The 12,542-nt window shown below is 69.1% G+C and carries 12 protein-coding genes and 1 tRNA gene; 9 read left to right on the plus strand and 4 right to left on the minus strand.

The features are described from left to right. Positions 1-56 precede the first annotated feature (56 nt). The 4 genes from AADV74_RS01745 to AADV74_RS01760 all read left to right on the plus strand — a co-directional run bounded on the left by AADV74_RS01745 (position 57) and on the right by AADV74_RS01760 (position 4,589). Positions 57-1,871 (plus strand): ABC-F family ATP-binding cassette domain-containing protein, encoded by a 1,815-nt coding sequence (locus tag AADV74_RS01745; protein WP_342111214.1) that lies wholly within the window; start codon positions 57-59, stop codon positions 1,869-1,871. A gap of 112 nt (positions 1,872-1,983) precedes the next feature. Then, positions 1,984-2,892, plus strand: a complete 909-nt coding sequence (locus tag AADV74_RS01750; RefSeq protein WP_342111216.1) for a MetQ/NlpA family ABC transporter substrate-binding protein — start codon at positions 1,984-1,986, stop codon at positions 2,890-2,892. A 9-nt stretch (positions 2,893-2,901) separates the two neighbouring features. Beyond that, positions 2,902-3,930 carry a methionine ABC transporter ATP-binding protein gene (locus tag AADV74_RS01755; protein WP_342111218.1) on the plus strand — a complete coding sequence of 343 codons (1,029 nt, stop codon included), beginning with the start codon at positions 2,902-2,904 and terminating at the stop codon, positions 3,928-3,930. Further along, the gene (locus tag AADV74_RS01760) at positions 3,930-4,589 is read left to right on the plus strand and encodes a methionine ABC transporter permease (protein WP_342111221.1); all 660 of its coding nucleotides are present in this window, start codon (positions 3,930-3,932) and stop codon (positions 4,587-4,589) included. Before AADV74_RS01755 ends, AADV74_RS01760 begins: the two co-directional genes overlap by 1 nt. A 44-nt stretch (positions 4,590-4,633) precedes the next feature. Here the strand turns inward: AADV74_RS01760 and AADV74_RS01765 are convergent, their stop codons facing one another. Then, positions 4,634-5,152: a pyridoxine/pyridoxamine 5'-phosphate oxidase gene (locus tag AADV74_RS01765; protein ID WP_342111222.1), complete on the minus strand. Its 519-nt coding sequence runs from the start codon at positions 5,150-5,152 to the stop codon at positions 4,634-4,636. Between the two features lie 51 nt (positions 5,153-5,203). Further along, positions 5,204-5,695 (minus strand): MarR family winged helix-turn-helix transcriptional regulator, encoded by a 492-nt coding sequence (locus AADV74_RS01770; RefSeq protein WP_342111224.1) that lies wholly within the window; start codon positions 5,693-5,695, stop codon positions 5,204-5,206. A gap of 97 nt (positions 5,696-5,792) precedes the next feature. Between AADV74_RS01770 and AADV74_RS01775 the strand changes: the two genes are divergently transcribed. From AADV74_RS01775 to AADV74_RS01785, 3 genes are all read left to right on the plus strand, one after another. After that, positions 5,793-5,864: transfer RNA gene (locus tag AADV74_RS01775), tRNA-Gln, on the plus strand. A 28-nt stretch (positions 5,865-5,892) separates the two neighbouring features. After that, positions 5,893-7,329 (plus strand): bifunctional UDP-N-acetylglucosamine diphosphorylase/glucosamine-1-phosphate N-acetyltransferase GlmU, encoded by a 1,437-nt coding sequence (gene glmU / locus AADV74_RS01780; RefSeq protein ID WP_342111226.1) that lies wholly within the window; start codon positions 5,893-5,895, stop codon positions 7,327-7,329. A gap of 34 nt (positions 7,330-7,363) precedes the next feature. After that, positions 7,364-8,341, plus strand: coding sequence for a ribose-phosphate diphosphokinase (locus tag AADV74_RS01785; protein ID WP_342111228.1), 978 nt, complete (start codon positions 7,364-7,366; stop codon positions 8,339-8,341). 21 nt (positions 8,342-8,362) lie between these two features. Here the strand turns inward: AADV74_RS01785 and AADV74_RS01790 are convergent, their stop codons facing one another. Then, entirely contained in the window at positions 8,363-8,986 is a 624-nt protein-coding gene (locus tag AADV74_RS01790; protein ID WP_342111230.1) for a hypothetical protein, read from the minus strand. A 162-nt stretch (positions 8,987-9,148) separates the two neighbouring features. Between AADV74_RS01790 and AADV74_RS01795 the strand changes: the two genes are divergently transcribed. After that, entirely contained in the window at positions 9,149-10,843 is a 1,695-nt protein-coding gene (locus AADV74_RS01795) for a long-chain-fatty-acid--CoA ligase (protein WP_342113080.1), read from the plus strand. Position 10,844: 1 nt separating this feature from the next. Here AADV74_RS01795 and AADV74_RS01800 read toward each other — a convergent pair whose 3' ends face one another. Then, positions 10,845-11,207, minus strand: coding sequence for a hypothetical protein (locus AADV74_RS01800; protein ID WP_342111232.1), 363 nt, complete (start codon positions 11,205-11,207; stop codon positions 10,845-10,847). Positions 11,208-11,255: 48 nt separating this feature from the next. Here AADV74_RS01800 and AADV74_RS01805 point away from each other — a divergent pair, with 48 nt between their 5' ends. After that, positions 11,256-12,542 carry an APC family permease gene (locus tag AADV74_RS01805; RefSeq protein ID WP_342111235.1) on the plus strand — a complete coding sequence of 429 codons (1,287 nt, stop codon included), beginning with the start codon at positions 11,256-11,258 and terminating at the stop codon, positions 12,540-12,542.

The raw sequence follows: 12,542 nt of genomic DNA on the forward strand, positions 1-12,542 counted from the left end.
GCCAGACCAGAGCTGCGGCTCCCGAGCCACGAACGCGCGGGTAGGGTTGACCGGATATGGCACACCTGCTCGGCGGCGAGAAGCTGCGACTCGAATTCCCCACCCGCGTCATCTTCGACGGCGTCACCGTCGGCCTCAATGAGGGTGATCGCGTCGGCGTCGTCGGCAAGAACGGCGATGGCAAGTCGACGTTGCTGCGCCTGCTCGCCGGCCGCATCGAGCCCGACGGAGGTCGCGTCACGCGCCGACGCGGCGTCGACATCGGCATGCTCGACCAGTCGGACACCGTCGACCAGACCCTGACAGTGGCCCAGGCCGTCGTCGGCGGCATCGACGAGCACGTGTGGGCCGGAGACGCCCAGGCCCGCGACGTGATCGGCGGACTCCTCGGCGACGTGCCCTGGGACGCCGTCGTCGGAACACTCTCGGGCGGCCAGCGCCGCCGCGTCGGGCTCGCGGCCCTGCTGGTCGCCGACCACGACGTCATCTTCCTCGACGAGCCCACCAACCACCTCGACGTCGAGGGCATCGCCTGGCTCGCGGGGCACCTCCGCAAGCGCTGGGCGCAGAACTCCGGCGGTCTCATCGTCGTGACCCACGATCGCTGGTTCCTCGACGAGGTGTGCAACTACACCTGGGAGGTCCACGACCAGATCATCGAGCCGTTCGAGGGGGGCTACGCCGCCTACATCCTGCAGCGCGTCGAGCGCGACCGCATGTCTGCGGCGAGCGAGGCCAAGCGCCAGAACCTCATGCGCAAGGAGCTCGCCTGGCTGCGCCGTGGCGCCCCCGCCCGCACCGCCAAGCCCAAGTTCCGCATCGATGCGGCCAACGAGCTGATCGAGAACGAGCCGCCGCCCCGCGACACCGTCGAGCTCAAGCAGATGGCGACCTCCCGCCTCGGCAAGGACGTCGTCGACATCATCGACGCCGGTGTCGTCTACGACGGCCGCACCATCCTCAAGGGCATCGAGTGGCGCATCGCACCGGGGGAGCGCACCGGAGTGCTCGGCGTCAACGGTGCCGGCAAGTCGACGCTGCTCGGCCTCGTGACGGGCACCGTCAAGCCCACCAGCGGCAAGGTCAAGCGCGGCACCACGGTGCGCATCGCGAGCCTCACCCAGGAGCTCGCCGAGCTCAAGGACGTGCAGCACGAGCGGGTGTCGACCATCATCGGCAGGCAGCGCTCGAGCTACGTCGCCGGCGGCAAGGAGCTCACACCCGGGCAGCTGCTCGAGCGCCTCGGCTTCACCAGCGCCCAGCTGGCCACGCCCATCAAGGACCTCTCGGGCGGCCAGAAGCGGCGCCTGCAGTTGCTCCTCATCCTGCTCGACGAGCCCAACGTGCTCATCCTCGATGAGCCCACGAACGACCTCGACACCGACATGCTCGCCGCCATCGAGGACCTCCTCGACTCCTGGCCCGGAACCCTCCTCGTCGTGAGCCACGACCGCTACCTCATCGAGCGCGTCACCGATCAGCAGTACGCCGTCATGGACGGCCACTTCAGGCACCTGCCCCGCGGCGTCGAGCAGTACCTCGAGCTGCGTCGTGGGGTGACGGATGCCTCGGCGGATGCCGCGCGCAAGCCCGCTGCATCCGGCGCTGCATCCGGAGCTTCGTCGAAGCCGGGCAAGCCGGCCCTCGGCGGAGCTGACAAGCGCAACGCCGAGAAGGAGCTCTCCTCGCTCGACCGGCGCCTCAAGAAGTACCAGGGCGAGATCGCCGCGGCCCACGAGAAGCTCGCCGTGCACGACCAGAGCGACTACGCCGGGCTCGGCGCCATCACCAGCGAGCTGCAGAAGCTCGAGTCGACCGTGGCCGATCTCGAGGTGCGCTGGCTCGAGGTCTCGGAGCTTCTGGAGGGCTGAGGGCGCGCCGAGAACACGGCCGCGAGGGTCTGCACCCCGCTCGGCCGCTGGCGTGACGAAGTGTGACCCGCCGATTCCGCCTGTGACGGCCACGCTGGATACCGTCGAAGACATGTCACGCAGCAGCAAGAAGCACCTGTCCATCGTCGCGGCGCTCGCGGCCATCCCCCTCGTCTTCGCCCTCTCCGGTTGCGCCAACGGATCCGCCAGCGCCTCCGGCGACGACGCTGACAAGACCGTCACCATCGGTGTCGTCGGCAAGAGCGACCCGCAGTGGGCGCCCTTCGTCGAGGCCGCCAAGGACGAGGGCATCACGGTCGACCTCGTCGACTTCGCCGACTACGCGCAGCCGAACCCCGCCCTCACCGAGGGCGAGCTCGACCTCAACCAGTTCCAGCACATCGTCTACCTCGCGGGCTACAACGTGTCGGCCGACGAGGACCTCGTTCCGATCGGCTCCACCGCCATCTATCCGCTGGGCCTGTACTCCACGAAGTACGAGTCCGTCGACGACATCAAGAAGGGCGACACCGTCGCGATCCCGGATGACGACGCCAACCTCGCGCGTGGTCTCCTCGTACTGCAGTCGGCCGGCCTCGTCAGCCTCAAGGACGGCGGCAGCATCTACTCCGGCCTGAACGACATCGACGCCGACAAGTCCAAGGTCACGGTCACCACGCTCGAGGCATCGCTCACGCCGTCGTCGCTCCCCGACGTCGCAGCGGCGATCATCAACAACGACTACGTCGAGGACGCCGGGCTGAAGGCCTCGGACGCCATCGCCCAGGACGACCCCGCCGACGCCTCCGCACTTCCGTATGTCAACATCTTCGCCGCCAAGGCCGAGGACAAGGACAACGAGACGTACAAGAAGCTGGTCGAGATCTTCCAGGACACCCAGGCCGTACAGGACGGCCTCCTCGAGGCATCCGGCGGCACGGCCGTCGCCCTGAAGACCCCCGTCGCCGACCTCGAGGCCTCCCTCAAGACCGTCGAGGCCGACACCCGGAAGAACGGCTGAGCGCACCGCGTGAGCCTCGTCAGTCTGCGCAACGTCACCAAGACCTACCCATCACCCGACAAGGGCGGTGAGCGGATCGTCGCCATCGAGGACGTCTCCCTCGACATCGAGGCCGGCGACGTCTACGGCATCATCGGGTACTCCGGGGCGGGCAAGAGCACGCTCGTGCGGCTCATCAACGCCCTGGAGCCCGTGAGCGACGGCAGCGTGACCATCGACGGCGAGGAGATCTCCGGGCGGACGGAGCGGGAGCTCCGCTCCGTCCGCCTCGGGATCGGCATGATCTTCCAGCAGTTCAACCTGTTCAACGCGAAAAACGTGTGGAACAACGTCGCCTACCCGTTGAGGGTCGCCGGATGGCCCAAGGACCGGATCACCGCCAGGGTCGACGAGCTGCTCGCCTTCGTCGGGCTCAGCGAGAAGGCCCGCAGTTACCCTGACCAGCTCTCCGGTGGCCAGAAGCAGCGTGTCGGCGTCGCTCGCGCTCTCGCGACCGAGCCGCGCATCCTGCTGGCCGACGAGGCCACCAGCGCCCTCGACCCCGAGACCACGCAGGAGGTGCTCGCGCTGCTGAAGCGCGTGAACACCGAGTTCGGCGTGACGATCGTCGTGATCACGCACGAGATGGACGTGATCCAGTCGATCGCGACCAAGGTCGCCGTCATGGACGGCGGCCGAGTCATCGAGAAGGGCGACGTGTTCGACGTCTTCTCGAATCCGCAGAACGCGTCATCGCGACGTTTCGTGTCGACGGTGATCAAGGGCATCCCGTCGCCCGCCGAGCTGGCGGTGCTGCAGGAGCGCCACATCGGGCGCATCGTCACCATCTCGTTCCGCGACGGCAACGCCGACCAGGCCGCCGTCTTCCTCGAGATCGTGAACGCCGGGGTCGCCTTCGAGCTCGTCTACGGCGGCATCAACGACATCCAGGGCCGCGCCTTCGGTCACCTCACCCTCGCCCTCCGCGGCGACGATGCCGCGATCGACTCCGCCATCGCCCGCATCGCCGAGAGCACGCACGTGACGGAGGTGCGCTGATGGATGCCCTGATCGAACTCCAGGACGAGTTCTGGAAGGCGGCCGGCGAGACCCTCTACATGGTCTCGATCACCCTCCTCATCGGCGGCGCCGCAGGCCTGCTGATGGGGCTCGTGCTCTACGCCACCCGCGCGGGCAGCCTGCTGCCCAACAAGGTCATCTTCGTGGTGCTGAACGTCGTCATCAACTTCTTCCGGCCCATTCCGTTCATCATCTTCATCGCCGCCGTGCAGCCGCTCTCGCGCATGATCATCGGCACCGGCATCGGCATCAACGCCGTCATCTTCGCGCTCTCGCTGGCGGCGTCGTTCGCCATCGCCCGCATCGTCGAGCAGAACCTCGTGACGGTCTCACCCGGCGTCATCGAAGCGGCGCGGTCGATGGGAGCCGGGCCGTACCGCATCCTCCGAACCATCGTGATCCCCGAGGCGCTCGGCCCGCTCATCCTCGGCTACACCTTCATCTTCGTGGCGATCGTCGACATGTCGGCCGTGGCCGGCCTCATCGGCGGCGGCGGTCTGGGCTACTTCGCGCAGCTCTACGGCTACAGACAGTTCGAGCCGGTCGTCACCTGGGCCGCGGTGCTGCTCATCGTCGTGTTCGTGCAGATCGCTCAGTTCGTCGGCAACAGGCTGGCGCGGGTGGCACTGCGGCGCTGACGCTGACGCCGACCCCGGGTGTCGCCGCGCTCCGCCGACGCGACCTAGAAGTCGTAGCGGTGCCGGATGTGGTTGCGGTCGTGGCGGGCCTGCCAGAACTCGATCTCGCGTGGCCGCACAGCGTAGACCTGCCATGAGGGGTTGGAGCGGCCGTCGGCGCTGGGGCGTGCCTCCCAGTCCGCGGCGGACACCTCGTCCGACAGCTTCACCGCGTCGCCGGTCACCCGCACCTGTCGGCCGAGTTCTGCCCAGAAGAAGTTGAGCGCGACCGCGGTGTTCTGCTCGAGCTCGCGGCCCTTCCGGGACAGCCTGGAGGTGGCGAACCACCAGCCGTCGTCGCCGATGTCCTTGAGGATGAGCATGCGCGACGACACCAGGCCGGCGGCATCCGTCGTCGCCAGGGAGAACGCATGGGGCTGACGGATGCCGCGAACCACCGCGGCCTCGAGCCAGTCGGTGAACAGCTCGACGGGGTCCGTCGGTGCTGTCTCCGGGTCGAACTCGGGGAGCTCCTCGGGGAAGTCGGGGAGGGCGCGCAGCATCAGCCTGAAGGATTCACTCACGTGCGCCACCCTACGGGCTCGCGATCGCGGCCGTGGAGGCCGCGGCGGCGCTCAGTCGAAGTCGAGACTGAGCTTGCGGAGCAGACCGGCCAGCCGATCCTGGTCCGATGCGCTGAGGGTGTCGAGTAGGTCGGCTTCGGCGTCGATCAACTGGGTGATGGCGGCGTCGACCTGGTCGAGGCCTGCCGTCGTCATCACGACGAGTACGCCCCGGCCGTCACGCGGGTCGGTCTGGCGGGTCACGAGCCCCAGATCGACGAGCCTGTCGATGCGGTTGGTCATCGTGCCGCTGGAGACCAGGGTCTGCTGCAGCAGCTGCTTGGGGGAGAGCTGGTAGGGAGCCCCGGCTCGACGGAGCGCCGAGAGCACGTCGAACTCCCATGACTCGAGCCCGGCGCGGGAGAAGGCGCTGCGACGCTCGCGATCGAGGTGCTTCGCCAGCCTGCCGACGCGCGAGAGCACCTGGAGGGGGGAGAAATCGAGATCGGGGCGCTCGCGTCCCCACGCATCCACGATGCGGTCGACCTCGTCATTGCTCGGCATGGCTCCATTATCCCGTTCGGATGCCGTCGGGCGCGTCACGGCCACGGCATCCGTTCTGGCAGACTGGAAGGCGCGTTGGACCAGCGGTCAGGCGTGGTCCGCCGTGGTGTAATGGCAGCACGACAGCCTTTGGAGCTGTTAGGTCCAGGTTCGAGTCCTGGCGGCGGAGCCCTTCGAAACACACCAGGGGAGACACCATGACCGACCAGAACCTCGCGATCGTGGTGCTCGCCGCCGGCCAGGGCACACGGATGAAGTCGTCGCTGCCGAAGCTGCTGCATCCGCTCGGCGGCATGCCGATCGTCTCGCACGTGCTCGCGACGGCCCGCAAGCTCGATGCGGCTCACGTGATCAGCGTCGTGCGCTACGAGCGCGACCGCGTCGCCGCAGTGATCGGCGTCGACATGCCCGAGAGCGTGATCGTCGACCAGGACGATGTGGCGGGCACCGGCCGCGCCGTGGAGCTTGCGATCGAGGCGCTTCCCGCCGGATTCACGGGCGAGGTGCTCGTGGTGAACGGCGACGTTCCGTTGCTCGACGCAGGCACCCTCGGCCGCTTCATCGAGGCGCACAGGGCCGATGCCGCCGCCGCGAGCGTCATGTCGCTGTTCCCGCCCGATGTCACGGGCTACGGCCGCATCGTGCGCACAGACGCCGGCGCCTTCGACCGCATCGTCGAGCAGAAGGACGCGAACGAGGCCGAGCGCGCCATCGGCGAGGCCAACGCCGGCATCTACGTCTTCGGAGTGAACGAACTGCGCGACCAGCTCGCCAACGTGACGACGGACAACGCGCAGGGCGAGAAGTACCTCACCGACGTCATCGGACTGCTGCGAGCCGCGGGCAGCGAGGTGGCGGCCGTTCCCGTCGACGAGGCCTGGCTCGTGGCCGGCATCAACGACCGCGCCCAGCTGTCCGAGGCCGCTCTGCAGCTGAACGCGCTCATCGTGCGCGGCTGGCAACTGGCCGGGGTCACCATCCAGGACCCGGCGACGACGTGGATCGACGTGAAGGCGACCCTCGCCCCCGACGTCACCGTGAAGCCCGGAACGCAGATCCTCGGGGCATCCGTCATCGCGACCGGAGCCGTGATCGGCCCTGACACCACGCTGGTCGACACCGAGGTGGGCGAGGGAGCGACGGTCAAGCGAACGGATGCGACCCTCAGCGTGATCGAGGCCGGTGCGACGGTCGGCCCGTTCTCCTTCCTGCGCCCCGGCACCATCCTCGGCGCCGACGGCAAGATCGGCGCCTTCGTCGAGACCAAGAACGCGAACATCGGCGTCGGCAGCAAGGTGCCGCACCTCTCCTACGTCGGTGACGCCACGATCGGCGAGGGCTCGAACATCGGTGCCGGGTCGATCTTCGCCAACTACGACGGCGTCGAGAAGAACCGCTCGGAGGTGGGTTCTCACGTTCGCACCGGGTCGCACGGGGTCTTCGTCGCCCCCGTTAGGATTGGTGACGGAGCGTACACCGGCGCCGGAACGGTCGTCCGAAAGGATGTCCCGCCCGGAGCCCTCGCCATCTCGGTCGCGCAGCAGCGCAACCTCGAGGGCTGGGTCAGTCGGAAGCGTCCCGGAACGGCCGCCGATGCGGCGGCCCAGGCCGCCACCCCGGCGTCAGATGACTAGCGGTCACAGTACCGTCGAGCAGAGCGGAGTCCGAGTGTCCGGAATCAATATCACCGGCCAGAAGCACCTCGTCCTCGTGTCGGGGCGAGCGCATCCGCAGCTCGCGAAGGACATCGCGGCCGAGCTCGGCATCGAGTTGCTGCCGACGGATGCCCGGACGTTCGCCAACGGCGAGATCTACGCGCGCTTCGACGAGAGCGTGCGCGGCTGCGACGCCTTCGTGATCCAGTCGCACACCTCGCCCATCAACGAGTGGCTCATGGAGCAGCTCATCATGGTCGACGCCCTGAAGCGCGCCTCGGCGAAGCGCATCACCGTCGTCTCACCGTTCTACCCGTATGCCCGCCAGGACAAGAAGGGCCGCGGCCGAGAGCCGATCAGCGCCCGACTCGTCGCCGACCTGTACAAGGCAGCCGGCGCCGACCGCATCATGAGCGTCGACCTGCACGCCGCGCAGATCCAGGGCTTCTTCGACGGCCCCGTCGACCACCTCTTCGCCATGCCCGTGCTTCTCGAGCACTTCCAGTCCAAGCTCGACCCTGCCACTCTCACGGTCGTGTCGCCCGACATGGGCCGCGTTCGCGTCGCCGACATCTGGAGCGACAAGCTCGGCGTTCCCCTCGCCATCATCCACAAGCGCCGCGACCCGCTGGTGCCGAACCAGGTCTCGGTGCACGAGATCGTCGGTGAGGTCAACGGCCGCGTCTGCCTGCTGGTCGACGACCTGATCGACACCGGACGCACCATCGTGAAGGCGGCCGAGGCTCTCAAGGCCGCAGGCGCCATCGGCGTGGTCGTCGCCGCGACGCACGCCGTCTTCAGCGACCCGGCGACGCAGATCCTGCAGAGCGACGCTGTCGACGAGGTCGTCGTCACCGACACCCTCCCGGTGCCGGAGGAGAAGCGCTTCGACAAGCTCACCATTCTGCCGATCGCGCCGCTGCTCGCCCAGGCCATCGACGCCGTCTTCAACGACGAGTCGGTCACGTCGATGTTCGACGGCGCCGCGTAGGGAGAAACCGGCTGGGTCCGCTCAGCCCCAGGCGTCGTCGGGCGCCCTGACGACGTCGGCGGGTCGAGAGCTCCAGTGCGAGCCGTTCGCGTAGTGGCTCGACGCCCACGGCGACGCCCAGATGGCCGCTTCGATCTCGCCCGTCGGAGCCGAGGCCGCGAAGCCTGCGGCGATGGCCGTGTAGCCCGAGTTGCGGTGCAGGGCGTCGGCGCAGTTCTCCGCCGCCGTCACCAGCGAGTCGTAGCTGCCCAGGCCGCTGCCGCCACCGGAGCCCCAGCCGTTGTTCAGCGGGTTGTTGCGGTTCCACCAGTTGTCGACGCCGTTCTCCTGGCGCATCCAGCGGGTGATGACCGTGATGTTGCTCTCGGTGGTCGGCCAGCCGGCGAAGACCAGCACGAGCTTCGCCCAGTCGTAGTTGGTGCCGTTGGCGGCGAGGGTCTGGGCACCGTCGGTGGCGGAGTAGCCGTCGCGCACGACCGAGATGTCGGGAACCGTTCCATCGACGATGAGCGACTGCTCCGGCAGCTGGGCGGCGCTCGACTGCGCCGTCGTCCTGGCCGCCTCGGCGGCGGTCGGGAGCGGCGGGGGAGCCATCATCATGGCGGCGCCCCACGCGATGACGGCCAGGGCAGCCGGAATCGCCATCCGGTTGCGCGGATGCGGCTTCCTCGCTGGCGCAGGCGCAGCACGTCGCGTCGCGGTGTGCCGCGACGAGGGACGAGGACGGATGCGTTCGGGGGTCATGGGCCTTCGGGCGAGGGTAGCAGGGCGGCCTGAGCACGGCCCCGGCGCTACTGTAAAGGGGTGATCACGACCCCACGCCCCTGGCTCGACTCGTACGCCGAGGGCGTGCCCCACGACATCGAGTTGCCCGACGGCTCGCTGTACGACATGCTCGCGGCCTCGGTCCGGCAGTATCCCGACAACGTCGCCCTCGAGTTCTTCGGCCGCACGACCACGTACGCGGAGCTCGGTGCCCAGGTCGACCGCGCCGCAGAAGGGCTGCGCCTGCTCGGCGTGCAGAAGGGCGACACCGTCGCCCTGGTGCTTCCGAACTGCCCCCAGCACGTCGCGGCGTTCTACGCCGTGCTGCGGCTCGGCGCCATCGTGATCGAGCACAACCCGCTCTACACCCCGCGTGAGCTGCGGCACCAGTTCGAGGATCACGGCGCCACCGTCGTCATCGCGTGGAACAAGGTCGTCGCCACCATCCAGGCCTTCCCGTCGGATGTCGCCGTCGAGACGATCATCTCCATCGACGTGACCCGGGCCATGCCGTTCCTCACCCGCGCGGCCCTCACGCTGCCCGTCGCCAAGGCGCGCGAGTCGCGTGACGCCCTCACCACGAAGGTGCGCGGCACGACGTCGTGGGAGGAGCTGCTGAAGGCGTCGCCCATCGACGAGCACATCGTGGCGCCATCCGTCGACGACGTCGCCCTCATCCAGTACACCAGCGGCACCACCGGGAACCCTAAGGGCGCAACGCTCACGCACCTCAACCTGGCGGCCAACGCGGCCCAGTCGCGTGCCTGGGTGCCCACGATCGAGCGCGGCACCAGCGTGGTCTACGCGGTGCTGCCGATGTTCCACGCCTACGGCCTCACGCTGTGCCTCACCTTCGCGATGAGCATGGGATCGCGGTTGGTGCTGTTCCCCAAGTTCGACCCCGACCTCGTGCTGGCCGTCATGAAGAAGCATCCGGCGACCTTCCTTCCCGCCGTGCCTCCCATCTACGAGCGGCTGCGGCATGCCGCCGAGAAGGAGGGGGTGTCGCTCGCCGGCATCCAGATCGCCATCTCGGGTGCGATGCCGCTCTCGGCCGAGGTCGTCGAGCCGTGGGAGGCGCTCACGGGCGGCTACCTCGTCGAGGGCTACGGCCTCTCGGAGACGTCGCCGGTGCTGATGGCCAACCCTGTCGCTCCCACCCGTAAGGCCGGAACCGTCGGACTCCCGCTGTCGTCGACCGAGGTTCGCGTCGTCGACCCTGAGGACCCGACGCAGGACAGGGGGACCGATGAGGAGGGCGAGCTGATCGTCCGCGGCCCGCAGGTCTTCTCCGGCTACTGGAAGAAGCCCGACGAGAGCGCCGCCGTGTTCGTTCCGGCGACGGATGGCGGTGGCGACTGGTTCCGCACCGGCGATATCGTGGCGCTCGACTCCGACGGCTTCGTGCGCATCGTCGACCGCATCAAGGAGCTCATCATCACCGGCGGTTTCAACGTGGCGCCGAGCGAGGTCGAGGAGGCCTTGCGCACGCACCCCGACGTCGTCGACGCCGCCGTCGTGGGCCTGCCCGACGAGCACAGCGGTGAGAAGGTCGTGGCCGCCGTCGTGCTGCGGGAGGGCGTGGAACTCGACGAGCAGTCCATCCGCGACCTCGCTCGCGACCAGCTCACCGCCTACAAGGTGCCGAAGCGCGTCGTGGCCGTCGACGAGCTGCCGAAGTCGCTCATCGGCAAGGTCATGCGCCGTCAGGTGCGCGACCAGCTGCTGAACGGCTGAGTCAGGCCGTCTGCCGCGGCATGTGCGGCGCCGAGGGGATGAGCCCGAGCGAGCCGAGGTACTCCTTCGGGCCGCTGGTGCTCACGGCATAGCACTGCCACCCCGGACCACCGGCAGCGAACAGCTCGAAGCCGACGGACGAGCTTCCCGCATCGGGCCTGAGATAGGCGGCGTAGGTCGCGCAGGCGCGTGAGGCCGTGCCCTGGGCGACGCCCCACGTCACCAGGATGCCCGGCAGCACGAGGGCGACGATGCCGACCCAGACGACGGCGCGCAGCATGCGGCCGCGACGGGCGCCGAGCAGCGGACGACCGGAGTCGTCGTCGTCCTCGTCGGAGCCCAGCAGCTCCGGATGCGTCGTCATGATGGCGACCCTAACAAACGTTCACGCCCTATCGCTAAGGTCGCTCGGGTGAGCACTCTCGAACGCCGGATCGGCACAGGCCAGGCCGTCGGAATCGGGCTGGCGTCGATGATCGGTGCCGGGGTGTTCTTCGTCTGGGCGCCTGCTGCGGCCGTGGCAGGGGGAGCACTGCTCATCGGCCTGGTGATCGCCGGAATCGTCGCATCGCTCAACGCGCTGAGCACCGCGCAGCTGGCCATGGCGCACCCGGTGTCGGGCGGCGCCTACGCCTTCGGCCGTGCCGCCATCGGTCCGTGGACCGGCTTCGCGGCGGGCTGGCTCTTCATCTGGGGCAAGACGGCGTCGGCCGCGGCCATCGCACTGATCGCCGGGAGCTACCTCTGGCCTGGGCAGGCGAAGGCCGTGGCCGTCGGTGTGCTGGTCGTGCTCGCCGCCGTCAATGCGACCGGCATCCGCAGCACGGCGCGGGTGAGCCTCGCGATCGTGACGGTCGTCGGTGCCGGGCTGGTCGCCGTGCTCGCTGCGACGGCCCTGTCGGGAGCCGCCGTGGGCCCCATCCTCGTGGCGACGGATGCCGGATGGTACGGCGTGCTGCAGTCGGCCGGCCTGCTGTTCTTCTGCTTCGCCGGCTACGCCCGCATGGCGACGCTGGGGGAGGAGGTGCGCGATCCGCGGCGTACCCTGCCGCGCGCGATCATCACAGCCCTGGCGGTGGCGCTCGTGCTCTACGCCGTGGTCGGCGCGCTCTGCCTGAGCGTGCTCGGGGTCGATGGACTGGCCTCGTCGACATCGCCTCTCGCCGACCTCGCCTCGACAGCCCTCGGCGGTGCGGCCTGGCCCGTCGTCGCGAGCGTCGTGGCGGCCATCGCCAGTCTCGGGTCGCTGATCGGCATCCTCGCCGGCCTCAGCCGCACCTCCCTCGCGATGGCGCGCGAGGGCGACCTGCCCGGCACGCTCAGCCGCATCTCGACCCGCACCCACGCCCCAGTCGTGGCCGAGGCATCCGTCGCCATGATCGCGATCGTGGCCGTGGTGCTTCTCGATCCGCGCCAGCTGGTCGGATTCTCGGCCTGCGCGGTGCTCGGCTACTACGCGATCGCGCACGCCTCGGCACTTCGGCAGCCGCGCTCGGAGCGCTGGCTGCCGCGTGCCGTGCAGTGGATCGGGCTCGCCGGATGCGTGCTGCTCGCGCTCACGCTGCCCTGGCAGGCGATCGTCGGCACCGTGGTGGTGCTGGCGATCGGGGTGGTCCTTCGCTCGCTGAGGCCCGGACGAGGTCCGCGGTCGAAGCGCGCTTCGGGCGGTCGCTTCGCTCGGCCCTCAGCGAGCGAGTAG

This window comes from Leifsonia stereocauli, from assembly GCF_038432415.1.
Lineage (GTDB): Bacteria > Actinomycetota > Actinomycetes > Actinomycetales > Microbacteriaceae > Orlajensenia > Orlajensenia stereocauli.

What these genes read in the sequence shown, in the direction of transcription:
- AADV74_RS01750 (WP_342111216.1), top strand. Translation starts at nt 1,984, where the DNA reads ATGTCACGCAGCAGCAAGAAGCACCTGTCCATCGTCGCGGCGCTCGCG.
- AADV74_RS01760 (WP_342111221.1), top strand. Translation starts at nt 3,930, where the DNA reads ATGGATGCCCTGATCGAACTCCAGGACGAGTTCTGGAAGGCGGCCGGC.
- AADV74_RS01800 (WP_342111232.1), bottom strand. Translation starts at nt 11,207, where the DNA reads ATGACGACGCATCCGGAGCTGCTGGGCTCCGACGAGGACGACGACGAC.
- glmU (WP_342111226.1), top strand. Translation starts at nt 5,893, where the DNA reads ATGACCGACCAGAACCTCGCGATCGTGGTGCTCGCCGCCGGCCAGGGC.
- AADV74_RS01790 (WP_342111230.1), bottom strand. Translation starts at nt 8,986, where the DNA reads ATGGCGATTCCGGCTGCCCTGGCCGTCATCGCGTGGGGCGCCGCCATG.
- AADV74_RS01770 (WP_342111224.1), bottom strand. Translation starts at nt 5,695, where the DNA reads ATGCCGAGCAATGACGAGGTCGACCGCATCGTGGATGCGTGGGGACGC.
- AADV74_RS01745 (WP_342111214.1), top strand. Translation starts at nt 57, where the DNA reads ATGGCACACCTGCTCGGCGGCGAGAAGCTGCGACTCGAATTCCCCACC.